Source organism: Paraflavitalea sp. CAU 1676 (assembly GCF_029223285.1).
Classification (GTDB): domain Bacteria; phylum Bacteroidota; class Bacteroidia; order Chitinophagales; family Chitinophagaceae; genus Paraflavitalea.
On the sequence record NZ_JARHUJ010000003.1, the window covers coordinates 160,239 to 185,999 of the forward strand.

The following is a 25,761-nucleotide window of genomic DNA, read 5'->3' on the forward strand; positions in this document are numbered from 1 at the left end:
AACATTCGAACATTTTGCAGAGCTCTAGCGGCCTTTGCTTCTATAATTCTTAAAAGAACCCTTTGCCCCTGTTCGCTTTTCGTTTTTACTAGTGTCGTTTTTCTTTCCTTTATTCTTTTCCGGACGGAAGTCCTTTCCCTGCCGGGATGGAGTAGATTTTTGTGCAGCAGTCTCCCGTCTCCAGGGCTTCTCTGAAGCTTTGCTGGTTTGTTGTTTACCTTCTTTGGATCCGGTTTTTGCTGCTTTATCGTAACGGACCGGCTTTGGGCCTTTTGGCGTATCGCCGGACTTTGGATGAACCGGTTCTTTCGGGTGTGAAGCAGCTTTCTTACCCCGTGCGGCTGGTTTGCTTTCGCTATGCTCCTTGTTCGAGTCGGCTACATTTTCCATCAACAACGATAATTCTGCGTCACTGAGATAGCGCCATTTGCCCAGGGCCAGTTTGTCGAGGCGGATATTCATGATGCGAACACGTTGCAGTCCTACTACATTAAAGCCCAGGTATTCGCACATACGCCTGATCTGGCGGTTAAGACCCTGTGTAAGCGTGATGCGGAAGGTTTGGCGGCCCATCATTTGCACTTTACAGGGTAATGTGCGGGTATCGAGAATAGGTACCCCTTGCGACATCTGTTGCACGAATGCATGATCGATAGGCTTGTTAACCCTTACGATGTATTCTTTCTCGTGGTTATTGGTAGCCCGCAGTATCTTATTGATAATGTCGCCGTCGTTGGTGAGGATGATCAGGCCTTCGGAGTCTTTGTCGAGCCGGCCAACGGGGAATATCCTTTTGGGATATCCCATGAAACTGATGATATTGTCCTTGATGTGTGTTTCGGTGGTGGTGGTGATGCCTGTCGGCTTGTTGAGTACCAGGTATACGCGTTTGTCTTTTTTGGCGGCAGTCATGATGCTGCCATCCACTTCAACGGTGTCGCCCGGTTTATACCGGTTGCCTGGAACAGCGGGTCGATTGTTTAACAATACCCGACCAGCGGTGATCAGGTTGTCTGCTTCCCGGCGACTACAATAGCCGGTATCACTAATAAACTTGTTTAAACTGATCGAGTTGTCCAATGTGCGTCTTTTTTGCGTATTCGGCATTGCCAGTACCCATAAATAAAAAAAGCCTCGCAATCTACGATTACAAGGCTCTTGGTGCCCAGAACAGGAACTGGCCGATTCTGAGTTTTAATAACTTATGATAAATTTGAGTCATTTATGAGTCACACTTCCCACCAGTTCCATAAGTGTGCAAAAAGCTCAATTTTTTATCTTGTGCCCGGAACAGGAACATTTTGGTCCTGAGCGTTAATTATTTGAAACCCCTATGAGGCAATCATGCGTCGTCTTTCCAATAAAATCCCAATAGCAAGAACTTTCGCCAAAATTAGATAAAAAAATCGAAAAAATGCAATAGGAGAAAAGCACTTGTTCTATGCTACCGATTAAATGTTGAGTAAAGTTAATGCTCTGCCTGTCAGTCCCTGCGTATAAAGCATCTAAAAATGTACCGACCGGTCATTATGGGGCTGTAACCATACTATTTAACACCTTTATCTGTGATAAACACAAATAAAGGTGTTAAGTAGTGTATCAGGTAAATTATTTGGCCAATTTCAGGATTCTGAAAGCTCCCCTGAGTACGATGGCGAAAACTATTGTCCCTACAATCAAATCCGGATAGCGGGAATTGGTAAAATAAACGAGCGCACCAGCAATCATTACACCAATATTTATGATAACATCATTGGATGTAAATATCTGACTGGCTTTAATATGGGCATCATCGCTTTGGGTTTTCCGTAAAATAACCAGGGAAGCAGCATTTCCAAGCAACGCCAGTAATGAAACAATGATCATGGTTGAGAAAACAGGTGTTTCCCCATATCCGAGAAAACGACGAATGACTTCCGAGAAGCCCAGTAAAGCCAGGAACAATTGAAAATAGCCGCTCACTTTGGCTACTTTTTTCTTGCGCAAGATGGTTCCTCCTACTGCATATAAGCTGAGGCCATACACCAGCGCATCTGCTAACATATCCAGACTATCGGCTACCAAACCCATAGAATGCGAAATAAACCCCGTTATCATTTCTACTACAAAGAAGAAAGCATTGATCAGCAAAACGTAGATCAGCAATTTCCTTTCGTTACTTTCTGTCTCCCGGTACGAAATCCCATCGGTGTTTTCAGAAGAAACAAAGTGATCATCCAGTTTCAGCTCGTGTATGGCGCCGGCAATAGGCTCAACCTCGCCAATATGTATAACCTCTAATTTCCTGTTAGCCAGATCGAATGATAATTGCTGAATGCCTTCCACTTCCTGCAATTTCATGCGGACGAGCTGTTCCTCCGCAGCGCAATCCATTTTCTTTATCAGAAATGTTGATTTTTGCATAACTAAGATTTAATTGCCTGGTAGATGGAAATACTTCCCAATAGCGTTGGGTATCGTTTCAGCTCATTTACATGGCTAAAGCGATTTTCTTTAAGGTATTCGGGTATCAATCCCTTCACGTTATCCCTTGTTGTCTTAAAGCCATCTAAAAATTGTACAATGTAAAACAGCAATCGTACTATCCTGGAATCCGGTTTTCCCCAATCGGCAATGTTAAACTCTCCACCCGGTTTTAGTACCCGGAATACTTCCTGAATGGTTCGATGCTTGTCTTCCTGTGACAAATGATGCAACATAAGACTGGAGGAAACTACATCAAAATGGTTATCCGGATAGGGCAACTTGTAGGAGTATCCTTTTACCAATTCGATTTTTAAATTATTCTCCCGGATCTTTCTTGCCGCAATGTTGAGGATATGCTCATCGCCGTCAATGCCCGTTACAAGAGCTTGCGGGTATTGCTGTTTTATCAAAATTGAAAGCGTTGCAGTTCCACATCCTACATCTAAAATATTGTGAGGTGATTTGTTCATGAATGATTGAACAAAGAAAGATTTCCACTTCCTTTCCTGAAGAAAATTAGCGACTAAAAAATCATAGTACCGTGTCAGGAAATTGAAGCGTAATGCAGGGATGTATTTCTCTTCAATTCTACTGTCCATAGTTTAAAGTTTCAATTTTATTCCTCCATTTATTACAACACCATCCAGCGGTGCAAAAATATCCCGGAAAACCGGATTGGTAGCTTTCCAATCCCTGTTCGGAAATATCCAAAATAGTAATATTCTGAAAGCCTTGCATCAATAAGAAGTCTATCAGCTTACTGTCGCCACCACCTATATCTATAATACTTGCATTACGGGGAAGATTAAAACCTCGAATAAAGTCAAGAGAGGCAGCCGGTATATCTTGCGTCCAGCTAACCTCATGAGGCTGTTTATCAGTATAGACCTTTTCCCTGTACTGTTTATTGCCTGTCATCAAACTTAACTTGTTCAATGTAAATTACTTAAATAAAAACAGGATTCCCGATCTTCTACGCCCAGGTACTGATTTTTGGAGCACGATCTTTATTCAATCCATAGCGGAAATATACCCTCCGTTTCTTGTACAACCATATATTTAAGTATTTGCTTAAATACTATATCCTTCCTATATTTGGTCAATGGAAAAAAATACCTGTATTCGCCTTTATGCTGATCAGGTCCAGATTGAGGCATGTAAGGGCAAGCTCAAAACAGCACAAAAAACATTTACCAAGCTATCTAATGTGCTTGCATTAGCTGGTAGTGAAGCCCGTCTGAAAATCCTCTATTTACTGGAGGAAGAAAATGAGTTGTGCCCTTGTGATCTGTCAGATATTTTAGGCATGACCATTCCTGCTATATCTCAGCATTTAAGGAAACTCAAAGACGGCGGGATTGTACATACCAGGAAGGAGGGACAGACCATCTATTACTCACTTACCCAGGAAAACCTGAAGATAGTCAAGCCCTTCTTTAAGCATATCAATAAGGAAACAGAAAAAATGGAAATGCCATGAATAAAGCAAGACCATCCGGTGCATTTATAGGAACCAGCCTGATTTCAGCTATTGCCGCTTCACTTTGCTGCATTACCCCGGTGATCGCCATGCTTGCCGGCAGCAGTAGCCTTGCAGCCAACTTCTCATGGCTGGAACCGGCAAGACCTTACCTGATCGGCTTGTCAATTATCGTGCTTGCCTTTGCCTGGTTTCAGCAATTAAAACCTGTCAAAACCTCCCCTGTGGATTGCAATTGTGAACCGACGAAAAAGGCTTCTTTTTTACAATCCAAAGGATTTTTAGGTATCATCACCCTTTTTGCAATCCTCATGATGACTTTCCCCCTGTATGCTAAAGTATTTTATCCGGACCCGAAAGGACCAGAAAAAGCCATTGCAGCGGTAGACAACAAGCAACAGGCCAAATTCACAATTCAGGGCATGACCTGTAAAAGTTGCGAAGATCATGTAAATAATGAACTGTCCAAAGTGCCAGGTATACTAACTTATACTACTTCGTATGCTGCTAAAAACAGCTTGGTTACTTTTGATCCGTCAAAGGTGGATCTTAAGGTGATTTCGGAAGCTATTGGTAAAACTGGCTATAAAGTGAGAAACTATGAGCTTATAGACGGTACCAGTGCGGGTTCTTGCGAAAAAGACAGCTCTTGCTCTGAAGACGGTAAAGCATGTTGTGAAAAAAATTAAACCTTCCAATATGAACACGAAAGTAATACCCGTTTTACGCATCTTCGATTACGACAAAACAGTCGAATTCTATGTTGATTGGCTTGGCTTCAACATTGATTGGAAGCATCGTTTTAGCGATGATGCACCACTTTATATGCAGGTGTCGAAGGGACCGATCCTGTTTCACCTTACGGAACATCATGGTGACTGCTGCCCAGGCGCTAAGGTGTATATTGAAACTACTGGTGTACTCGATTATCACAAAGAACTACTGGGGAAAAAATATAAATACAACCGGCCAGGCATCGAGCAGGCACCCTGGAATGCTCCCTGTATGACCGTTAATGACCCGTTCGGAAACACCATTCTGTTCACTGAAGAAGGGAAAAATTAAATAGAATAATGCAAACCACATTCGTACTTGAATCAACGATCACCTGTCCGCACTGCGGCTTTCAGAAAGTAGAAACCATGCCGGTAGATGCTTGCCAGTATTTTTATACCTGCACCAATTGCCAAACCCTGATAAAGCCCAAACAAGGGGATTGTTGTGTATTTTGTAGCTATGGTACTGTTAAATGTCCACCGATACAGATGAATAGATCTTGTTGTGTATAGTCTCATCTCCTAACCGTCATTAAACCATAAGTGTATGAAGATGAAAAAAACAATTCCTGCTCTTCCGGTACAGGATATTAACCAGTCAATGGAATTTTACACCGCCAAGCAGGGTTTTACTGTTCGTCACCATGATGATGGGTTTTGTATAGTAGTCCGTGATGATATTGAAATACATTTATGGAAGTCCGGAGATGAAAGCTGGAAAAATAAGGGTGCCAAATTAGTAACAGAGCCAATATGTAGTGGTGCGGAAAGTTTCTTAGCTGGTACCGCCAGTTGTAGAATAGAAGTACAGGGGATTGATGAACTGTTTGAAGAATATAAAAAGCAAGGCGTCATTTATAATTCAAATACGGTTGTAGAAAAAATGCCCTGGGGTGATAGAGAGTTTCCTGCGCTGGATCTTTATCGTAACCTGCTTACATTTTATGAAATAATCCTTTGAAGGGAATGTAGTAAATCTAATCATACTCCCCATCTCGAAAAAAGTCGTTTTCAGCATTTAGCTTGATCCCAACCCGCTTGACTTTAACACGGACTTCACGGGGTAAAGCATTATACCAATCAGCAATGGTAGGTCCTATCGTTTTTTTAAGTCTGTCCATTTCTGAAAGCTCCATCTGGTATGTAATACCATTTTCGATGGTTCCACAATAACCTGCTACATGGCTGTATTGGATACGTATATTCATTATCCTGCAAAAATACAGCATGAAAGGAAGTGCCGTTGCTATGTTCCATTTTTGCTTTGAATACACGAAAAAATACCGGCAATCGACAGGTGCATGGCTATACTATCCAAAAAGACACAAAATTACTGCCAGTAAATATTCTATTTTTTTGTAAGCCATTCAATACGGGCTTTTTTTTAATGTCTCATGTTGTTTTATTTTCAAGAAATTGGCATTAATGGCAACGATTACAGTACTCAGGCTCATTAATACTGCCCCCGCAGCAGGGCTTAGCAGAATGCCGGTTTTGTAAAGAACGCCTGCTGCTAACCACCCACCTTACCATCATATATGCCAACAGATCAACAGAGCATATCATATTTGATGAAACGATCGAAAAGTGGATAGATACCTTTAAAAACAGGGCAACTATTATACAAGCATTATCACAGCAGGCACAGCATTTGAAACTGCCTGCCGGTGAACCTGTTTTGAGCCGGTTAAATAAAATTATTCTCAAAAAGCTAATAAAAGAGCATGTAACTGGTCAGCTTCCGGAAGCCCATTATTTTATTTGTGGTCCATCCTCGCTTATCAAAATACAGGAGGAATCTTTGGCAGCCCTTGCCGTACCCTCGGAAAATATATTCGTGGAAAGATTCAGACCGGATGAAAACCCCAACCCTGTTGAATTGCCACAAGACATGCACGAAGTGATGTTGCATTTTTATGAGCAATCAAACCTTTTGGAAGTACAGCCTGGTGCCAGCATTTTAAAAACAGCGTTGCAAGATCGAATCCCTCTGCCTTATTCCTGCAGCAGTGGAACCTGCGGAAAATGTACTGCCCGGCTTACAGCAGGAGCAGTCACATGGCTTCCAATTATGTTTTAAGGAAAGAGGAACTGGATGCCGGTATGATCCTGCTTTGCCAAAGCTACCCCCCTTAATGATGAGATAACTATAGAAATCGGCGTGTAGAAAATTATATAAAACTCTTTTGTTATTGTGTAGCACAAAAGCTGGAAGCGGGCGTAATTTTACAGCAGTAAACAATATTACATTCAATTATAAAAAGTGAACTATGGAAACAATACAATTTAAAACAAATATTAAATGTTCAGGTTGTATAGCCACAGTAACCCCTTTCTTAAATGAAGTGGCTGGTGAAGATAACTGGGAAGTAGATGTACAAAATCCGGATAAAGTCCTGACAGTATCCACAGAAAAAGTCAACAGTACAGATATTAAAAAGGCAGTACAAAAGGCAGGCTATCAGGCAGAAGAATTGGTGAAATAAATAAACGGGCGATTACCGCCCGTTTTAGTTACAGACTTTATTACTTTTACACAATGATCCAGTCTATTCAAAAAGTTTTTATCACAATCTTAAAAGCCATCTTTTTGAGAAAAAAAGACTGCTGCAAATAAGGATTATGTAGAAATCCCTTGCTTCAACTGTAGAACATACTTCCCCAGCCGCTACCATCCCGACCGGTTTTCTTACCCTCAGCCCTACCTTTTGGTAGGTTTTTGTCTAATTCGCCTCCAATAGGGCCTTTTTACGTCCGTGGTATAGTTTTTATGATCAATGTCACAGAAGCCTGTATATGTGAAGAAAATCAGTTGTATCATATTGACCCTATTTTACCTGACTTATGTAACAGGCGTTACCATTCATCATCATTATTGCATGGGGGAATGGGTGAGTTTTTCATTATACCATAAAGCCGATAAGGAATGCAGCAAGTGTGGGATGAAAAAACATACAGAAGAAAGTAAAAATTGTTGCAAAGATATTTCTGTTGTTGCCAAATCAGATAACACCCATCCATTTTCCCAGGTTAGCTACGATCTTACTTCTCCGGTGTTGATACTGCCGCCCCTAACCGGTCAGCTTAATTTTTCCCCTTTCATTTATAATATTGTATCTACATTATATAGGGACCATAGTCCGCCATTGCATCCAACCCCGCTCTTCATTCAATTTCAGAATTTCCGCATTTGATTGTCTTTCTACGGCAATCAGGAGTGCCGTACATATCCACTTGCTATTACTGCCTCATTGTAACAGTCGATAATGTTTAAAAGGTACATTATGTTTAAAATTATCATCCTATTGATGGTGCTGTGTGGCATATACAAAAGCGCGGTTTCACAACATGAACACCATAAACCTCCTACGAAGCAGGATTCTCCCGCCAAAGAAAAAAAGAAAACACCGAAGTCCAAAGAAGTTAAGGCGCCCAAAAAAGACACCATGAATATGCAGCAAATGCACAATGATCATGGTATGAATATAGATACCGGTATGCATTCGATGGTTGTTCCTATGTCTCACGCTTTTTCTCTCAATCTGCCAATGACAAGAAATGGTTCAGGAACTGGCTGGTTACCGGATGCCTCACCTATGTATGGCTATATGATCCACTCCAAAAAATGGATGTATATGGTACATGGAAGTGTTTTTCTCAGATACAACAACCAGGATTTTACCAGTGAAGGCACGAGAGGCGATGATCGTTTCGATGCACCAACCTGGTTTATGCTAATGGGTCAAAGAAAAGTTGGCAATAACGGACTTTTCCATTTTAGTTCCATGTTCTCATTAGATCCGGTTATTGAAGGAGGCAAAGGCTATCCGCTGTTGTTTCAAAGCGGGGAAAGTTATCAAGGGAAATCTCTCGTTGACCGGCAACATCCACATGACCTGATCTCTGAATTATCTGTTAGTTATGCACATGCCATTTCTAAAAATGTAGACGCATTCATATATGTAGGTTATCCGGGTGAGCCTGCATTGGGGCCTGTAACTTTTATGCACCGGCCTTCTTCTCTCGACAATCCTAATTCTCCTATTTCCCATCACTGGGTAGATGCCACGCATATCACATTTGGAGTTGTTACCCTTGGCTTTCGCTTTGGAAAATTTAAGATTGAAGGATCATCCTTTACCGGTAGGGAACCTAATGAAGACCGGTATAATTTTGATAAGGCGCGATTTGATTCCTGGAGCGGAAGGCTTTCCTTTAATCCATCGGCTAACTGGGCATTACAAGTTTCTCATGGGTATCTTAAAAGCCCCGAAGAATTGCATCCGGATGAAAACCAAAATAAAACAACGGCCTCTGCCATTTACAGTGCCAATATAGGTGGTGCGGACTGGATAAATGCCACCATTTTATGGGGCATGAACAAGGAGAAGGAGAATCGGGGAGAAAATGCATTCCTGTTGGAAGGAGCTTTCAGAAAAAGAAAAACTTCTGTCTATGCGAGGTATGAGTTTACAGAGAAGTCCGCAGAAGAACTGGTGTTGGAATCATCTTTCAAACCGCACGATATATTTTCTGTGCATGCACTTACCCTTGGAGCGAATTATGACCTGTTAGAATTTAGGAAAACCAAGATTGCAGCCGGTGGGCAATGGAGTATTTACACTGCCCCTGAATCGTTGAATACTATTTATGGCAAAAAACCTATGGCAGTTCAGGTATACCTTAGAATATATCCAACATTAATGAGAATGAACATGAAGCAACCTTAGCGTTATTATTGTTAAATAAAACACTTTTATGAAAAAACATGAAACGGCAACGCATCATCATGGAGAAAACAGCATGATGGGTATTATGCAGGATATGAGCAATAAAATGGGATCAATGCAGATGAAAGGCGATGTGGATCATGATTTTGCTGATATGATGATCGTGCACCACCAGGCGGCAATAGACATGGCACAACAGCAAATAAATTCAGGACACAACGATACACTCAAAAAGTTTGCAAGAAAAATAATCGAGGATCAGAGTAGGGAAATAAGAGAGTTGGAGCAATGGTTGAAGCAGTCGCATTAAACCTATTGATTTAGTTATTTTAAAAAGATATGTTATGGCGCACCCAAATAGTCAGAAGCATAAGAAATATACTTGTCCTATGCACCCTGAAGTGCAGAGTGATCAACCAGGTAATTGCCCGAAATGTGGAATGAAGTTGGTTGAAAAAGATAAAAAGACAAAACTCAAAAGAAATCACAGGTAATTATTCACCTAAAAAGTACAATCATGGCACACGAACAAAACAGGGAATTACTCAATGCGCTGAGTGAATGCGCAGCAGAATGTAATCATTGTGCAACAGCCTGCCTTGAAGAGCAGGATGTCAAAATGCTGGCCAAGTGCATCAAACTGGATCTTGATTGTGCCGGTATTTGTCAGTTGGCCGCCTCGTATGTAGCCAGAGGATCAGATCATGCCCATCACTTACTGAAAGAGTGCGCAGAAATATGCGAAGCCTGTGCCCAGGAATGTGAAAAACATGTAGCGCATGGTATGGAACATTGCCGGACCTGCGCAGAGGCTTGCCGCAGGTGCGCGGAAGCATGCTTGCAAACGGCCTAAATATCGGATGGAGAAATATTAAGCCTGGCGGACAGTACCCTGTTCGCCAGGCTCAGGGTTGTCTTTATTTTCACCTTTATTATCTCTGGTGCACTCGGCGGGACAGACTTGCAGGGGGAAGGAGGACCAGCCCACGAGCATTGATTTTGAGTTAAAAGAGGGGTAAAAGCCTTAAAATATAAAACAAAGCGAAAATTTTATAACATAATTAATAAAAATTACCTCTACATTTGTCTTGAATGAAAAAGTTCATTGTCTGCATATTAGCTTTTCTGTACATCGGCTCTTCAACCGGGGCAACTGTGCACATGCATTACTGCATGGGCAAGCTGGTTGAACAGGGGCTTTGGCATGGGAAAGCAAAAAAGTGCGGCAAATGTGGCGCAAAAGAAAATAGTTCATGCAAGAAAAAGTGCTGCAAAGATGAACATAAGCTGGTAAAGCTGGATAATGACCATAAAAATACTGAATCAGCTTTTAAACTCATGGTGTTTGCATCGCTTGTGACACCAGTCAATTTTACTGAACTCCCACAGGTGCAAATTACTTCCATCACTCAGGAGTTTCCTGTAAACAATGCACCGCCCCGAAGTCGTAAGGTTCTACCATATATTTTCCTTTGTACATTCCGCATTTGATCTCCTGCTGAGGGCGTGTAGCATAATTTATTTTTCCTTCAAACATTGCAAGTAACGCCCGCAATCACCTCACTTAGTTAGTATTGTTTTTCTAACACAAAAATGCCCATCTATGTTAGTGGCAAAACGCACTGCATTGGCAGTGGCCTTTTCAGCAATCCTGTTGATTGTACTCATTATTTCCTGCAGAAAGCAAAAAATACCAGGTATGTCAATGGAAGATAAACAAATTGATTACCCGGCAGCCTATGTCGTCAATGGGGAAAGCAGTACTATTTCTGTTATTGACCTCGATAAAAACACCGTCACAGAAACCCTGGAATTAATGGAGACGGACAATGAAATGGTCATGTGGCCGCATCACCTGTCTTTATACAGCATTTTTGATATGCACCGCCTCGCCATTGGCGTGCCGGGAATGGATCTGAGCGCAGGCCATTCCGGTGGCATGAATGATATGAAAGGCAAGGTCCTGATAATGGACGCTGTTAAGGGGAAAATATTGAAAACGGTGAACTTGCCGGTATCTAATCACAATGCCATGTACTCTCCCAATGGCCGTGAAATATGGGTATCTCAAATGGAAATGAACGGCAAAGTGCTCGTTTATGATGGTCAAACCTATGCTTTGAAAAATACCATAGCCGTAGGTATGGAACCTGCTGAAGTCAGCTTTTCCGCCGACGGCTCGAAAGCCTACGTAGCCAACGGAGGAGACAACACTGTTTCTGTCATTGATCCTGTAAACAAAACCATTATAGCCACCATTCCTGTGGGCGCTGAACCTGTGGGCGCGTGGGTAGGCTATGACGGCAAAATGTATGTGGACAATGAGGAAGGCAAAACGATCAGCGTTGTTGATGTGTCTACCAATGCGGTCCTCCAGACTCTTGATTTAGGATTTATGCCCGGCAGTGCTGCACATAACGCTGCCAAAAAAGAGCTGTGGGTAACAGACCCGGATAATGGCAAGGTACACTACTGGTCCTGGGATGGGTCCGGTAACCAGTGGACCCATGCTGGTAGCTTCAATACAGCCGCAGGAGCGCATGCCGTTGCCTTTACGGCTGATGGCAATAGGGCCTACGTCACTAATCAAATGGCCGCCTCTGTTTCTGTGATCAATGTAAATAACCATTCAAAAATAAAAGACATTTCGGTAGGGAAAAAGCCAAACGGAATTGTATTGAAACCATAATTTTTAATTACTTAAAAGAATTGAACAATGAGAACCTTAGTATTTCTTTTTATGACCGTCATTACTTCGTTAACACATCAATCTGTTCTGGCGCAGGATTCCAAAACAGAAACCTTTAAAGTGTATGGCAACTGTGGGATGTGTAAAAAAAGGATTGAAAAGGCTGCCGTCGGTGAGGGCATAGCAAAAGCAGACTGGAACGTGGAGACAAAAATAATGACCATCACCTACGATCCTTCCAAAACCACCAATGCCGCCATCCAGAAAAAAATCGCTGCTGTTGGACATGATACAGAAAAAGAAAAAGCATCTGATTCCGTATATAATAAATTACCTGGATGCTGCCTGTATGACAGAAGCAAGGCTGATAAACAAGCTGATCATTCTGGCCATCAGCATTAATTAACAACTTAAAAGATTATTATGAAAAAGTTATTTTTTGTTTCAATAGCTATAGCATCACTCGTGTTTGTTGCTTGCAACAATAGCGACAATAATAAACAGGCAGAGAACCATGATATGGATTCAATGAAAAAAGATTCAGCCGGTCAAACCTCATCGGTGGAAGACAAAGATATTAAGACAGTAGCCGTGGCTTATACCAATGTTGATCCTAAAATAGCGGCATCAATAAAGGAAATAGTTGACCATTATCTGCATATCAAAAACGCTTTGGTAAGTGACAACAGCGAAGAAGCCGCCAGAGGAAGTGAAGCCATGTCTTCTGCTTTAGCCAAGATAGACAAATCGGCGTTCACCCCGGAACAGAAAAAAATATATGAGGAAAACGAAGCGGATCTGAAGGAGCACGCCGAACACATCAGTAAAAGCAAGATAGATCATCAACGCGAACACTTTTCCATGATGAGCGAGGATGTGTATGCTTTAACTAAGGCTTTCGGCGGTGGGAAAACACTTTACCATGATCACTGTCCGATGTATGACGATAACAAAGGGGCCTTGTGGTTAAGCGAAACCGTGGAGATCAAAAACCCTTATTACGGCAGTAAAATGCCGAAATGCGGCAAGGTGGAAGAAAAAATCCAGTAAATGACCAGTCTTCTCAATGATAAACATGCGTGCCCTTAAAAAAATAGCGTGGGGTTTATTGATCGTTCTTGTTTTATTACAGTTTATTCCACGAAGTGTAAACAAGAGTGAGAAAACAACACCTGCGGATATAGCAAACAATTACCAGGTTCCGGTTCAGGTACAGTTGCTATTAAAAAAAGCGTGCTATGATTGCCACAGTAATAATACCCGCTACCCGTGGTATGCCGATCTACAGCCATTTCGGTTGTTATTAGACCAACACGTAAGGGATGGAAAGGAGGAATTAAATTTTAGCGAGTATGGAAGTTATTCAAAAAAAAGACAGTTCAATAAACTCAGGTCAATCGGTGAATCATTGGAGAAAGGAACTATGCCGCTCAAATCGTACCGCATCATGCATGCAGATGCGCGGCTAACTGAAGCAGAGAAAGCCGTAGTACTCAAATGGGTTGAAGATACACGCAGGCTGATCAAAGAAGGTAAAGAATAAAACCATCTTATAAAATTAATTATGGTTCATAAAATAATAGAATGGTCACTTAAAAACCGATTCATTGTACTGGTGCTGTCCGGCGGGCTATTTGTATGGGGTTTCTTTTCGGTAAAGAAAAATCCGATTGATGCAATCCCTGATTTATCCGAGAACCAGGTGATCGTATTTACAGAATGGATGGGCAGAGGGCCGCAACTAATAGAAGACCAGGTAACTTATCCGCTGGTCACGAATCTGCAGGGGCTTCCGCGTATTAAATACGTACGGGGAACTTCCATGTTCGGTATGAGCTTTATTTATGTCATTTTTAATGATGATGTGGATATTTACTGGGCCAGAGAAAGGGTATTGGAAAGGTTGAGTACCATTACAAGAACTTTACCCACCGGCGTCACACCACAATTAGGTCCTGATGGAACCGGCGTAGGTCATGTTCTTTGGTATACACTCGATGCCCCCAACATGGATTTGGGAGAACAAAGAGCCTTGCAGGACTGGTATATCAAATTTGCTTTACAGAATGTGGAAGGTGTCAGCGAGATTGCTTCATTTGGTGGATTTCAAAAGCAATACCAGGTTACTGTTGATCCAAATAAATTACTGTATTATAAATTGTCAGTTCCCGAAGTTATTAACGCAATCCGGTCAAACAATAATGAATCGGGCGGAAGAAAATTCGAGTTAAGCGATATAGGATATATTATTAAAACATCCGGTTACCTTAAATCACTGCAGGAGATTGAAAATATACCAGTCAAAAACCAAAGCAGCATTCCTATTCGGGTAGCAGATGTGGCAACCGTACAAATGACCGGTGAAACGAGGCTGGGTATATTCGATCAGGATGGTCAGGGTGAACGTGTTGGCGGGATCGTGGTCATGCGTTATGGCCAAAATGCAGCGGCCGTCATTGATAAAGTAAAAGCCAAAATGCAGGAGGTGGCAAAAGGGTTCCCTGAAAAAGTAAAATTCGATATTGTCTATGATCGCGGCGAGTTAATTACAGAATCCATTGATTCTATAAAAAGAACGCTTATTGAAGAAATGATTGTTGTTTCTTTAGTCGTGATCATCTTTCTTTTTCATTGGCGCAGTGCTTTAAGCATTATTATACAAATCCCCATTACACTGGCTGCCAGTTTTATACTGTTAAATGCCTTCGGCATTTCCTCCAATATCATGTCACTTACCGGTATTGCACTGGCCATAGGTGTAATCGTCGACAACGGCATTATCATGAGTGAAAACGCTTATAAACACTTGTCAGTACGATATGAAGCCTGGTTAAAACAAAATAAACAATCGGAGTAGTTATGAATTGGTTCAAAAAGAAAAATAAAAAAACAGCAACCTGGATTTCCGAAGAAGAACGGTTAAAAATAATCGAACAATCCAGTAAGCAGGTATCACGGGGTGTTTTTTTCGCCACAGTGATTATTATTACCTCCTTTCTGCCCGTATTCATGTTGACAGGACAGGAAGGTAAACTATTCCACCCGTTGGCCTATACCAAGACATTCATAATGATTGTGGATGCTTTGTTGGTAATCACACTCGCGCCTGTACTGATCTCCTTTTTCATGAAAGGCAAATTCAGGCCGGACCATGCCAACCCGGTTAACAGGATTTTGGAAAGGATCTATGAACCCATCATAAGAACTGTTTTGAAATGGCGAAAAACAACTTTGGCCATCAATATCATAGCATTGGTAATCACTATTCCTTTGCTGAAAAGCCTGGGAACTGAGTTTATGCCACCACTCGATGAACAGAGCATTTTGTTTATGCCTGTTACTTTACCTGATGTGTCCAACGCAGAGGCAAAGCGCATTTTGCAGGTTCAGGATAAAATTATCAAATCGGTTCCCGAGGTAGATAAAGTTCTGGGAAAAGCTGGCCGGGCCAGTACTGCCACCGACAATTCCCCCATCAGCATGATTGAGACGATTATCATGCTGAAACCGAAATCTGCCTGGCGGCCTGGTCTCACCAAAAAAGATATTGTTAACGAACTGGACGCCAAATTACAGATACCTGGTGTCGTCAATGGCTGGACACAACCCATCATCAACCGCATTAACATGCTGGCTACGGGCATCCGTACTGATGTAGGCGTAAAAGTATATGGGCAGAACCTGGATAGCATCGCATCTGTATCAGAACGGGTAAAAAAAGTACTGGAAGGAACAAAAGGTATTGCTGATCTCTATGTAGAACCGGTGACCGGGGGAAAGTATCTTACCATAAACGTTCGCCGGGCAGATTTAAGCCGTTACGGTTTAAATGTTGATGATGTTAACCAAACCGTTGAAACTTCGTTGGGAGGATCAACGATAGGAAATACCATCGAAGGAAGGCAACGTTTTTCTATAGCAGTTCGCCTGGCGCAGGAATATCGAAACAGCGTGGAACGTATTAAACGCATTCCGCTGGTAAGCCCGGCATTTGGAGAAATCCCCCTATCTGCCGTGGCAGACGTAGCTTTTGAAGATGGCCCGCCGATGATCAATTCAGAAAATGCTATGTTAAGAGGCGCAGTTTTATTTAACGTCCGTGACCGGGACCTGGGTAGTACGGTAACAGAAGCCATTCAAAAAATGAGCCAGGCCAAAGGCGTATTGCCACAGGGATACTACCTGGAATGGAGCGGGCAATATGAGAACCTGATACGTGGCCAGCAGACCCTGCTGTGGATAGCGCCCATTGTATTGGTGATCATTTTCTTTTCTCTCTATTTCGCCTTTCATTCAATACGCGAAGCCTTTTTAAGCCTGATCACTGTGCCATTCGCCTTAATTGGTGGAGCTTATATGATCTGGATATGGGGCGCCAATCTTTCCGTTGCAGTAGCCGTGGGGTTTATCGCTTTATTCGGTATAGCCGTGGAAACAGGTATTGTGATGGTTATTTACCTCAACGATGCCATGAAACAATTGGTTACAGAAAAAGGTAATTCCAGCGGGACTATTACCAGGGAAGATCTTCGCCAGTATGTTATCCATGGCGCTGCCAAACGGCTACGTCCCAAACTAATGACGGTATGTGTATCCTTATTCGGGCTGGTACCTGTTCTATGGGCCAGTGGTGTTGGTACAGATGTTATGAAACCTATTGTATTACCCATGATAGGCGGTGTACTTACTTCTTCCACCCATATATTACTGGTAACGCCGCTGATATTTTTAATGACAAAGGAATATGAATTACGGAAGTATGGAAAACTTGAAATCCATGAGACAGGGCATTAAATATATTCTCTTAGTAATCCTGCTGGCTCCTTTGCAATTATTGGCGCAGCAGCCGACCATTTTACCGCTGGATACTATTCTGCAAAGAATAGACAGAAATAATGTATTGCTACAGTCTTATGGCCTGAAAGCAGAAAGTTATAAATACAGTGCTGAAGCAGCAACCGGCTGGATGGCTCCCATGGTGGGCGTAGGAACTTTCATGACGCCTTATCCCAATCAAATCATTATGGATGGCAGGGACAGAGGAAACCTTATGCTGGCCATCGAACAGGACATACCCAATACGGCAAAGTTAAATGCCAAAAAGAAATACATCGCCTCCCAGGCAAACGTGGAAAGAGCCAACCGGGATATAACCCTGAATGACTTCAAAGCCCAAGCCAAACGACTTTACTTCAACTGGCTGGTGGCAGCACAACGGGTAAAAGTGTTGCAGGAGAATGAACGGATCATGGTCATGATGAAAAAGATTGAAGAAGTACGTTATCCCTACAACCAGTCTCAGTTAGGCAGTGTATTTAAAGCCGATGCCCGCATAGAGGAGAATCGCAACATGATCCGCATGCAGGAAGGTACTATTGCAAAGGCAAGGGCCTGGCTCAACAGCCTGATGAATATGCCGGGTAATGAAGTCTTTGAGATTGATTCCTTATACCAGCCCGTTTTCGCTCCTTTAGCGTCTTATGATACCACTATGTTAGCCTCTGTACGGAAAGATGTTTTTAAAATGAATGAAAGCATCCGATCCATGCAATTAAACATTGTGAGCATGCAGAAAGAAAAGAAACCGGACTTCCGTATCCGATTTGACCATATGTATCCCCTCGATGCAGCCATGCCCACTGCATTCAGCGTGATGGGCATGGTATCTATACCCATTGCTCCCTGGGCTTCCAAAATGTACAAAAATGAAGTTAAAGCCATGCAGTATAATATACAGGGCATGGAAAAAGAACGGGCGGCTATGCTCCAGGAAACGCAGGGCATGCTGTATGGAATGCAGTACGAAATCCAATCTATGCAAAAACGCATTACTGCCATGGAGGAAAAGATTATTCCCGCCCTTAAAAAAACATTCGATGCCAATTTCCTGGTATACCAGGAAAATAAAATACAGTTGCCTGCTGTCATTGACGCATGGGAAGCGCAAACGATGATGCAAATGAATGTGCTGGATGAAAAATTGAAACTATACGAAATGATTGTGGATTATGAGAAAGAATTATATCGTTAAAATACTGGCAGTATCACTGCTGGCATCATTAAGCCTGTTTTCCTGCAAAGACAAGGCAGGCGGTCAGTCTTCTCATGCCGGCCACAAGCAGGCCCAACAATATACCTGCCCCATGCACCCCCAGGTGATCAGGGATCAACCCGGAACCTGCCCCATCTGCGGAATGGAACTGGTATTGAAAGATTCCAATAAGGAATTAGTCGTTGACAGCAGTGTAACCATGCTTACCAAACCTACCAATGAACAGGTGATCGCCAGCGTTCCTGCTATCAAAGCCGAAACCGGTACCCGCATCAGTTCAGTGGAAGTAAGTGGTAGGATCACCTATGATACCCGCAATCAAACCAGCCTGGCCAGCCGGGTAAGCGGGCGCATCGAAAAATTATTGGTTAAATACAATTATCAACCGGTAAGGAAAGGACAACTGATCATGGAGATTTATTCACCGGACCTGGCTGCCGTCCAGCGTGAATTGCTATTTGTGGCCAACAGCAGCCCAGAAATGCTGGCAGGTGCCAAACAACGATTGATATTATTGGGCATGCCTGCTAATCAGGTTGAACGGGTGATCAAAACAGGTAAAATTTTGTACCGCGTTCCGGTATATAGTAATGCGGATGGATATATACTGGACCAAGCAGCGCTCACTTCTTCGCCTGCGGCGGTAACCGGCCCAACAATGGGGCAGCCTGTTGCGGGAGGAAGTGGTATGGAGGGAATGGGTAGCGGCAGTTCTACCGGCAATACTTCGGTTACGCAGCCAGTAACTACTCCTACTGCTGTTATGATCCGCGAAGGTCAATACGTAAATGCCGGTCAGACAGTATTTACTATCTACCAGACCACTAACCTGGTCGCAGAATTTGCATTCCTGCCATCATTGTCCCCGCACTTAAAAAAAGGACAAAAATTGTTGTTCTTCCCGGCAGGAAACAAAACCGCCATTCAACCCGCCCGTCTAGGTTTAATAGAACCTGTGTTTCGCAATGGGCAGAACTTCCTGATAGGAAGAGTTTATCTGGAAAAAAACAATTTACAGGTTGGGCAATTGCTTACGGGTATTATCCCGGTTGTTTACACCGGGAATTGGTGGCTACCTAAAAGGGCTGTCTGGCGGTTAGGCACGAAGTCAGTTGTGTTCAGGAAAAATAATGGTCTGTATACCCCTATGGACATACAAACCGGAATAGAATCGGAAGGTTTTATTCAAATTATTACTGATGTAGCAGGTTGGCAGATAGCTTCCAACGCAGCTTATCTCGTGGATAGCGAAAGTTTCATAAAAGTAAATGGTAAAGCCAAACAGTAGTATATGGAAAGAAAACGCTTTATAAAGACCTTGGCTATTTTTGCTATGGCACCACTGCTTGTTTTAGAAGCGTGCAAAGAGGGTAATAATAATGCGGTACAACAGGTGAAGGCGGATCAGACATACACCTGTCCCATGCATCCGCAGATCGTCCAAAACAAACCGGGAACTTGCCCCATTTGCGGGATGGACCTGGTGCCCTTCGATAAAAATAATAAAGATGCTTTCCTGACCCTCAGTGAAAGCCAGGTATCGCTGGCGAATGTAACTACTATGACCATTGGTGCAGGTGCATTGTCTAATGTAAAACAGTTAAATGGCAGACTTGCTACAGATCCTCAAAAAACAGTAGTCATATCTACCCGGGTACCTGGCAGGATTGAAGCATTGTACGTAAGGGAAACGGGTGTCAAAGTAAACAAAGGCCAACCCTTGTATAAAATTTACTCTGAACAGCTCGCCACTTTACAACAGGAATACTTGCTGTCAGCCGCGCAAGCCCGGCAATTCCCGGAAGATGCCCGTTTTCAACAAATAGAGAAAGCTGCCAGGCAGAAACTGGGACTGTATGATCAATCAGAAGCACAAATCAATCAATTATTGCAGGCTCAAAAGATAAGTCCTTATGTAACCTATTATGCACCCAGCAGTGGTACCGTAGCAGAACTCACTATTGCGGAAGGACAATATGCCGCAGAAGGTAGTGCCCTTATGAAGCTCGAAGGCTATGGAGAATTATGGGTAGAAGCGGATATTTACCCATCCGAGGCAGGTAGCCTCCGTGTGAACCAGGCCGTTCAGGTCATTGTAGCCGGTTGGGAAAACAAACCCCAAACCATGACCATTCAATTTATCAATCCTTCTCTTCAAAGCGGTAGCCAGTTACTACAGGTTCGGGGGACTATTGCCAATCCCGGCAACCAGTGGCAACCAGGACAGCAGGTAAATATCCTGTTACCAGTTAAGGCCAAAACCGATGCGCTTACATTACCTGTAGATGCAGTGATCAGGGACGGAAAAGGAGCGCATGTCTGGATCGAAACAGCGAAAGGCAAATTTGAGCCCCGCAAAGTAGTTACCGGTATGGAAAATTTTGAATCAGTAGAAATTATTGAGGGATTAGAAGCAGGCGATACAGTAGTTATCACGGGGGCCTATTTGCTATATAGTGAATTTATACTAAAGAAAGGTGCTGATCCGATGGCAACACATCAACATTAAAAACAACCTGAATATTTACCTAAAAATTAAAACATGAAACAGTTTCTTAAAGTGGTTATTCCTGCATTTTCCGTACTATTTATTGCCGCCTGCGGTGATGGAAATTCCAATGGCAATACCGATAACAAGGATAGCGCAAGCCACACCGGCCATGATGAAATGAAAATGGAAGAAGGCAAAACGTCCTCACCAGCAGTAAAGTTGAAAGACGATAAACTCAATGCTGTTTATCAGCATTATGTACACCTGACAACTGCCCTGACCAATGGGGATATGGCCGAAGCCAAAGTTGCCAGCAATGCCATCGAAGCAGGAGCAAAAGAGATTCCAGGAGCAGAAACAGTTGTCTCCAATGCTACAAAAATTACTGCAGCAACAGACATTGAAGTGCAGCGAACTGCTTACTCTACTTTGAGTAATGATTTTATCGCCCTTGTAAAGAAGTCAGGTCTTAATTCCGGTGAACTGTATGTGGATTACTGCCCAATGGCTTTGAATGATAAAGGAGCTTCCTGGATCAGCCCCAACAAAGAAATCAGAAACCCTTACTTCGGTGAAAAAATGATGACGTGCGGAGAGGTAAAAGAAACTATTAAATAAACGTCTTACCGCTAAACAACATTCAATATGTTTCAATCAATTTCTGTATCCAGGCTCTGGCTGGTAATTATTTTGCTGAGCGGAACTTTGGAATTACAGGCACAAAAAGAGGCGGTTTGTTACAACCCCAACCTAATGAAAGACACGAGTAAACGGAGCATTAAATCCGCCGCTGTTGGGGTAATTAGTCTTGATTCTGTTAAGATCAATTATCACTCGCCGGGTGTCAGAGGCAGGATAATTTGGGGTGGGTTGGTGCCTTATGACGAGGTCTGGGTAACGGGTGCCCATGATGCAACCACCCTTGAAGTAGCCCATCCCTTTATTGTAGGCGGAAAAGAGATCCCTGCCGGCAAGTATGCTTTATTCACCATTCCTGGTAAAAAAGAATGGACGGTGATCATCAACTCAAAATGGCAGCAACACCTTGCCACAGAATATGATCAGAAAGAAGATCTGATAAGAATTAAGGTCAAACCAATAAAACATGCACTGACGGAACGATTACAGTATTTTATAGTACCGGGTAAAGGCAATACAGGTAGGATTGCTGTGGCCTGGGAAAAATTACGTATTGAATTTCCCATCACAGTTAAAGGTTAAAGTACTGGTTCCCAATTATCCACCATAAATAGCCGATTATGAACCATGAACACCATCATCATCGTGGCGAACCGAAATCAAAACAAGCGCATGACCATCATGTCCATGCAGAAATGCAGCAATCCAGCAAGCAACAGCACAACCAAGCCGACCATCAGATGCACGATGAACATGCAGGTCATCATACGGAAGGTTTTCTGAAACGGTTCTGGATTTGCCTGGTTGTTACCATTCCTGTTTTACTGTTATCCCACATGATCCAGCAATGGCTGGGCTTTACATTCACCTTTACGGGAGATAAATATGTCCTGTTAGGTTTAAGCAGTTTTATCTTTTTCTACGGAGGCTGGCCCTTCCTGGTTGGCTTGGTTCGGGAACTAAGATGGGGCAATCCAGGCATGATGACACTGGTGGCCGTTGCTATAACTACCGCTTATGTGTACAGCGTAGCAGTTGTTTTTGGTTTACCCGGCATGGACTTCTTTTGGGAACTGGCGACCTTGATTGATATCATGTTATTAGGCCATTGGTTGGAAATGAAATCGCAGATGGCCGCTTCCCAGGCTTTAGAATCGCTGGTTGCCTTGTTACCCGCAGTAGTTCATGTGGAACGGGACGGAGCAGTCTTAGATATTCCATTAAAAGAATTGGAGAATAAGCAGGTTGTTATGGTGAAACCTGGCGAAAAAGTTCCAGCCGATGGCCATATATTGGAAGGAACATCTTATGTAAATGAAAGTATGTTGACCGGGGAAAGTGTACCGGTAAAGAAAGAAAAAGACGATAAAGTAATCGGAGGAGCTATCAACGGTGATGGCGTACTAAAGATTGAAATAACCGGCGCTGGAAGCGATAGTTATCTCAACAAGGTGATTAATATGGTTCAGTCGGCACAGGGCACAAAATCTAAGACCCAAAACCTAGCCAACAAGGTCGCCAAATGGTTAACAATTGTGTCGATCAGTATAGGAATCATTACATTTATTGTCTGGCTCTCTGCTGGCAGGGAGTTATCTTTTGCGCTGGAACGGATGGTAACTGTAATGGTGACGTCCTGCCCCCATGCACTTGGGGTGGCGATCCCTTTGGTAGTAGCTATTTCAACTACCTTATCCGCTGTTCACGGCTTATTGATCCGTAACCGTACTGCGTTTGAAAATGCAAGAAAACTAACGACCATCATTTTTGATAAGACGGGAACACTGACTAAAGGCACTCACGAGGTTCAGCAAATCATCCCCCTTAATGGGCAATACACACCTGAGCAGTTGTTGCAATATGTGGCGGCTATCCAACAAAACTCTGAACACCATATTGCTCATGGGATCATCCGCCGGTTGAAACAGCAAAACCTCGAACTCTGGAAATCCAATGACTTTCAGTACATGCAGGGCATAGGCGTTTCCGGCATTGTAAACGGAAAAAAAGTGGTAGCTGCGGGTCCCAATTACTTTACCCAGCAAAAAACAAATGTTCCTGCGATCCCTGAAGGAATAGATCAAACTACAGATACTGTTATCTTCGTATTGATTGATGATACCCCGGTTGGCGTCATCACCCTTGCAGACAGCATACGTGAAACTGCCGCAGAAGCCATTGCAACGCTTAAGCAAATGAACATAAAGTCCTTCCTGTTAACCGGCGACAATGAGAAAATAGCTGCTGCGGTAGCACAAAAGTTGCAAATGGATGGTTATCTAGCCAATGTTCTACCACACGAAAAACAAAGCAAAGTCAAAGAGTTCCAGGACAAAGGAGAGATCGTAGCGATGACAGGTGACGGAGTAAACGATGCACCCGCATTGGCCCAGGCTGATGTCGGGATTGCCGTAGGCTCAGGAACGGATGTAGCCGCAGAAACTGCAGATATTATTTTAGTGAATAGTGATCCGAAAGACGTTGTACAGATGATCGCTTTTGGCAGGGCTACTTACAGAAAAATGATTCAAAATCTGTTTTGGGCAGTCGGATACAACGTGATAGCGATCCCTCTGGCAGCGGGCATATTGTATCCAACATTTATGCTTAGCCCTGCCATGGGAGCTGTTTTGATGAGTTTAAGCACCGTGGTTGTTGCCATTAATGCTAGCTTTCTGAAAATAAAGAATAAATCATAGAATGAAGTATGCGTAATATAGTCTTGATGCTTTTAATCGTGGCAGGAAGTTGTAAGGAGCCGGTTAAAGAAAAACAAATAATCCCACAGGACAAGAAGGCGACCATCAAAGTGAGATTAACTGACCTCAATGATACCCCCATAAACCTTGATGAGTTTAAAGGCAAGACGGTTTTCCTCAATTTCTGGGCTACCTGGTGTAAACCTTGTATTCAGGAAATGCCCTCTATCGCAAAGGCGCAACAGTTACTCGGCAAAAAGGATGTTATATTTTTACTGGCCTCCAACGAAACGTCCGACCAGATCAACGAATTCACAAAAGAACATAAATATGATTTAAAATACGTTCGATTAATTAACCTTGAGGAATTGAATATGGAAGGTTTGCCAACAACTTACATATTTAATTCAAAAGGAGAACTGGCCTTTTCTGAAACGGGCTACCGCAAATGGGATGACACAAGTAACATCGAGATGATCTTAAAAATAAACAACCAAAAATGAGAAAATTACTCCCAATAATCTTACTTACTACGCTACTCACATCCTGTGCATCGGAAGCCGATAAGAAAAAAACAGAAGATTCCTTGCAACTTGAGAAAATGCAATCCCCAGCAGATTCCGCAAGTGCTGAGCCCTATCTTTTTACTGATAAAAATGGGGTGGCTTATCTTTCCTGGATTGCCAAGGAGGCTGAGAAAAGTACGTTAAAATATTCCGTACTAAAAGGTGGAACATGGAGCGAACCTTCGATAATTGCTTCCGGAATTGATTGGTTTGTAAATTGGGCTGATTATCCACTATTAGCCGCTGATGGAAATAGCAGTCTGATATCACATTTTTTAGAAAAAAGCGAAAAAGGAACCTACAACTATGATGTAAAGATTACCACCTCTTCGGACCAGGGAAAATCGTGGAGCCAGCCGGTGGTCATCCATGATGATAAGAAAAAAGCGGAGCATGGATTTGTTTCTATTGTTCCATATGGAGAAAATTATTTTATATCCTGGTTAGATGGAAGAAATGCGACAACAGCCGCACCTCAAGAGCATCACAGTGGGCATCAGGGGACGATGACTATCCGCGCTGCAATTGTTGACAAGAGCGGAAAAAAGTTAAACGAATGGGAACTGGACAGTCGTGTATGCGATTGTTGTCAGACAAGTGCAGCCATCACCGCCACCGGCCCCGTTGTTGTTTATCGCGACAGATCTGATAACGAAATCAGGGATATGTCAATTGTTCGACTGGTAAATGGACAATGGACAGCCCCCAACACCATCTTTGCCGACAATTGGAAAATTGAAGGCTGCCCGGTGAATGGTCCACGTATTGCCGCAATAGGAAATAACCTCGCCGTAGCATGGTTTACTTCACCCGAAAAGAATGCACAGGTAAAGGTTGCTTTTTCCAAAGATGGAGGTGCTACGTTTTCTACCCCGGTAAAAATAGACGACGGCCAGGCCATAGGCCGCGTGGATATTGAACTCCTGGATGAAAAAACGGCAATGGTGAGTTGGATGGAAGGTGCTGCGATAAAAGCGGCCAAAGTTTATAGTGATGGTAAAAAAGATTCTTCTTTAATCATTGCCTCTTCATCAGAATCACGCTCAAGCGGATTTCCACAGATGACTAAATGGGACAATAAGGTAATTTTTGCGTGGACGGACGACAAAGAGAAGAAGATTAAGGTTGGTACCCTTATTCTAAAATGAATTGAATTAAACTACCGTGAATTAA

30 protein-coding genes are annotated in these 25,761 nt (G+C 42.8%); 25 read left to right on the forward strand and 5 right to left on the reverse strand.

All coding sequences use genetic code 11. The annotated features are described in order from the left end of the window. Positions 1 to 24 precede the first annotated feature (24 nt). The 4 genes from rluF to P2H89_RS09425 form a co-directional block, all read right to left on the reverse strand. Positions 25 to 1,080: a 23S rRNA pseudouridine(2604) synthase RluF gene (rluF, locus tag P2H89_RS09410; protein WP_275826460.1), complete on the reverse strand. Its 1,056-nt coding sequence runs from the start codon at positions 1,078 to 1,080 to the stop codon at positions 25 to 27. A gap of 528 nt (positions 1,081 to 1,608) precedes the next feature. After that, on the reverse strand, positions 1,609 to 2,403 hold the full coding sequence (locus P2H89_RS09415; RefSeq protein WP_275826461.1) for a cation transporter: 795 nt from the start codon (positions 2,401 to 2,403) through the stop codon (positions 1,609 to 1,611). A gap of 2 nt (positions 2,404 to 2,405) precedes the next feature. Continuing rightward, positions 2,406 to 3,065 carry a class I SAM-dependent methyltransferase gene (locus tag P2H89_RS09420; protein WP_275826462.1) on the reverse strand — a complete coding sequence of 220 codons (660 nt, stop codon included), beginning with the start codon at positions 3,063 to 3,065 and terminating at the stop codon, positions 2,406 to 2,408. Beyond that, positions 3,055 to 3,402, reverse strand: a complete 348-nt coding sequence (locus tag P2H89_RS09425) for a hypothetical protein (protein WP_275826463.1) — start codon at positions 3,400 to 3,402, stop codon at positions 3,055 to 3,057. The genes P2H89_RS09420 and P2H89_RS09425 overlap by 11 nt, the downstream gene beginning before the upstream one ends. A gap of 166 nt (positions 3,403 to 3,568) precedes the next feature. Between P2H89_RS09425 and P2H89_RS09430 the strand changes: the two genes are divergently transcribed. From P2H89_RS09430 to P2H89_RS09450, 5 genes are read left to right on the forward strand one after another with little or no spacing between them, the layout of a single operon-like run. Then, positions 3,569 to 3,946, forward strand: coding sequence for a metalloregulator ArsR/SmtB family transcription factor (locus P2H89_RS09430; RefSeq protein ID WP_275826464.1), 378 nt, complete (start codon positions 3,569 to 3,571; stop codon positions 3,944 to 3,946). Next, positions 3,943 to 4,635: a mercuric transport protein MerTP gene (gene merTP, locus P2H89_RS09435; RefSeq protein WP_275826465.1), complete on the forward strand. Its 693-nt coding sequence runs from the start codon at positions 3,943 to 3,945 to the stop codon at positions 4,633 to 4,635. Before P2H89_RS09430 ends, merTP begins: the two co-directional genes overlap by 4 nt. Positions 4,636 to 4,645: 10 nt before the next feature. Then, the gene (locus P2H89_RS09440) at positions 4,646 to 5,011 is read left to right on the forward strand and encodes a glyoxalase superfamily protein (protein ID WP_275826466.1); all 366 of its coding nucleotides are present in this window, start codon (positions 4,646 to 4,648) and stop codon (positions 5,009 to 5,011) included. A gap of 8 nt (positions 5,012 to 5,019) precedes the next feature. Next, positions 5,020 to 5,235 (forward strand): GDCCVxC domain-containing (seleno)protein, encoded by a 216-nt coding sequence (locus tag P2H89_RS09445; RefSeq protein ID WP_275826467.1) that lies wholly within the window; start codon positions 5,020 to 5,022, stop codon positions 5,233 to 5,235. Between the two features lie 34 nt (positions 5,236 to 5,269). After that, positions 5,270 to 5,683: a VOC family protein gene (locus P2H89_RS09450; RefSeq protein ID WP_275826468.1), complete on the forward strand. Its 414-nt coding sequence runs from the start codon at positions 5,270 to 5,272 to the stop codon at positions 5,681 to 5,683. Positions 5,684 to 5,699: 16 nt separating this feature from the next. Here P2H89_RS09450 and P2H89_RS09455 read toward each other — a convergent pair whose 3' ends face one another. Next, positions 5,700 to 5,930: a hypothetical protein gene (locus P2H89_RS09455; RefSeq protein ID WP_275826469.1), complete on the reverse strand. Its 231-nt coding sequence runs from the start codon at positions 5,928 to 5,930 to the stop codon at positions 5,700 to 5,702. Positions 5,931 to 6,286: 356 nt separating this feature from the next. Here P2H89_RS09455 and P2H89_RS09460 point away from each other — a divergent pair, with 356 nt between their 5' ends. The 20 genes from P2H89_RS09460 (at position 6,287) to P2H89_RS09555 (ending at position 25,736) form a co-directional block, all read left to right on the forward strand. Beyond that, complete coding sequence (locus P2H89_RS09460; protein WP_275827379.1) at positions 6,287 to 6,802, forward strand: iron-sulfur cluster-binding domain-containing protein; 516 nt, start codon at positions 6,287 to 6,289, stop codon at positions 6,800 to 6,802. 190 nt (positions 6,803 to 6,992) lie between these two features. Then, positions 6,993 to 7,208: a heavy-metal-associated domain-containing protein gene (locus P2H89_RS09465; RefSeq protein ID WP_275826470.1), complete on the forward strand. Its 216-nt coding sequence runs from the start codon at positions 6,993 to 6,995 to the stop codon at positions 7,206 to 7,208. A gap of 798 nt (positions 7,209 to 8,006) precedes the next feature. Beyond that, positions 8,007 to 9,452: a hypothetical protein gene (locus P2H89_RS09470; RefSeq protein ID WP_275826471.1), complete on the forward strand. Its 1,446-nt coding sequence runs from the start codon at positions 8,007 to 8,009 to the stop codon at positions 9,450 to 9,452. Positions 9,453 to 9,480: 28 nt separating this feature from the next. After that, positions 9,481 to 9,762 carry a DUF305 domain-containing protein gene (locus tag P2H89_RS09475; protein ID WP_275826473.1) on the forward strand — a complete coding sequence of 94 codons (282 nt, stop codon included), beginning with the start codon at positions 9,481 to 9,483 and terminating at the stop codon, positions 9,760 to 9,762. A gap of 207 nt (positions 9,763 to 9,969) precedes the next feature. Next, on the forward strand, positions 9,970 to 10,305 hold the full coding sequence (locus P2H89_RS09480) for a four-helix bundle copper-binding protein (protein ID WP_275826474.1): 336 nt from the start codon (positions 9,970 to 9,972) through the stop codon (positions 10,303 to 10,305). A 239-nt stretch (positions 10,306 to 10,544) separates the two neighbouring features. Continuing rightward, on the forward strand, positions 10,545 to 10,943 hold the full coding sequence (locus P2H89_RS09485) for a hypothetical protein (protein WP_275826475.1): 399 nt from the start codon (positions 10,545 to 10,547) through the stop codon (positions 10,941 to 10,943). 112 nt (positions 10,944 to 11,055) lie between these two features. Further along, positions 11,056 to 12,141 (forward strand): hypothetical protein, encoded by a 1,086-nt coding sequence (locus P2H89_RS09490; protein ID WP_275826476.1) that lies wholly within the window; start codon positions 11,056 to 11,058, stop codon positions 12,139 to 12,141. A 27-nt stretch (positions 12,142 to 12,168) separates the two neighbouring features. Beyond that, entirely contained in the window at positions 12,169 to 12,543 is a 375-nt protein-coding gene (locus P2H89_RS09495) for a heavy-metal-associated domain-containing protein (RefSeq protein WP_275826477.1), read from the forward strand. A 21-nt stretch (positions 12,544 to 12,564) separates the two neighbouring features. Beyond that, the gene (locus tag P2H89_RS09500) at positions 12,565 to 13,191 is read left to right on the forward strand and encodes a DUF3347 domain-containing protein (RefSeq protein WP_275826478.1); all 627 of its coding nucleotides are present in this window, start codon (positions 12,565 to 12,567) and stop codon (positions 13,189 to 13,191) included. Between the two features lie 25 nt (positions 13,192 to 13,216). After that, a complete protein-coding gene (locus tag P2H89_RS09505; protein WP_275826480.1) occupies positions 13,217 to 13,684 on the forward strand; it encodes a heme-binding domain-containing protein in 468 nt (155 codons plus the stop codon). A 21-nt stretch (positions 13,685 to 13,705) separates the two neighbouring features. Then, on the forward strand, positions 13,706 to 14,998 hold the full coding sequence (locus P2H89_RS09510) for an efflux RND transporter permease subunit (RefSeq protein ID WP_275826481.1): 1,293 nt from the start codon (positions 13,706 to 13,708) through the stop codon (positions 14,996 to 14,998). 2 nt (positions 14,999 to 15,000) lie between these two features. Then, positions 15,001 to 16,935, forward strand: coding sequence for an efflux RND transporter permease subunit (locus P2H89_RS09515; RefSeq protein ID WP_275826482.1), 1,935 nt, complete (start codon positions 15,001 to 15,003; stop codon positions 16,933 to 16,935). Then, the gene (locus P2H89_RS09520) at positions 16,919 to 18,172 is read left to right on the forward strand and encodes a TolC family protein (RefSeq protein WP_275826483.1); all 1,254 of its coding nucleotides are present in this window, start codon (positions 16,919 to 16,921) and stop codon (positions 18,170 to 18,172) included. The genes P2H89_RS09515 and P2H89_RS09520 overlap by 17 nt, the downstream gene beginning before the upstream one ends. Beyond that, a complete protein-coding gene (locus P2H89_RS09525) occupies positions 18,150 to 19,481 on the forward strand; it encodes an efflux RND transporter periplasmic adaptor subunit (protein ID WP_275826484.1) in 1,332 nt (443 codons plus the stop codon). The genes P2H89_RS09520 and P2H89_RS09525 overlap by 23 nt, the downstream gene beginning before the upstream one ends. A 3-nt stretch (positions 19,482 to 19,484) precedes the next feature. Next, on the forward strand, positions 19,485 to 20,702 hold the full coding sequence (locus P2H89_RS09530; protein WP_275826485.1) for an efflux RND transporter periplasmic adaptor subunit: 1,218 nt from the start codon (positions 19,485 to 19,487) through the stop codon (positions 20,700 to 20,702). Between the two features lie 33 nt (positions 20,703 to 20,735). Beyond that, the gene (locus P2H89_RS09535) at positions 20,736 to 21,302 is read left to right on the forward strand and encodes a DUF3347 domain-containing protein (RefSeq protein ID WP_275826486.1); all 567 of its coding nucleotides are present in this window, start codon (positions 20,736 to 20,738) and stop codon (positions 21,300 to 21,302) included. Between the two features lie 27 nt (positions 21,303 to 21,329). Continuing rightward, positions 21,330 to 21,905: a DUF2911 domain-containing protein gene (locus P2H89_RS09540; RefSeq protein ID WP_275826487.1), complete on the forward strand. Its 576-nt coding sequence runs from the start codon at positions 21,330 to 21,332 to the stop codon at positions 21,903 to 21,905. Between the two features lie 38 nt (positions 21,906 to 21,943). Continuing rightward, the gene (locus tag P2H89_RS09545) at positions 21,944 to 24,022 is read left to right on the forward strand and encodes a copper-translocating P-type ATPase (RefSeq protein ID WP_275826488.1); all 2,079 of its coding nucleotides are present in this window, start codon (positions 21,944 to 21,946) and stop codon (positions 24,020 to 24,022) included. An 8-nt stretch (positions 24,023 to 24,030) separates the two neighbouring features. Further along, on the forward strand, positions 24,031 to 24,525 hold the full coding sequence (locus P2H89_RS09550; protein ID WP_275826489.1) for a TlpA disulfide reductase family protein: 495 nt from the start codon (positions 24,031 to 24,033) through the stop codon (positions 24,523 to 24,525). Next, positions 24,522 to 25,736 carry a sialidase family protein gene (locus P2H89_RS09555; protein WP_275826490.1) on the forward strand — a complete coding sequence of 405 codons (1,215 nt, stop codon included), beginning with the start codon at positions 24,522 to 24,524 and terminating at the stop codon, positions 25,734 to 25,736. Before P2H89_RS09550 ends, P2H89_RS09555 begins: the two co-directional genes overlap by 4 nt. Positions 25,737 to 25,761: the final 25 nt, after the last annotated feature.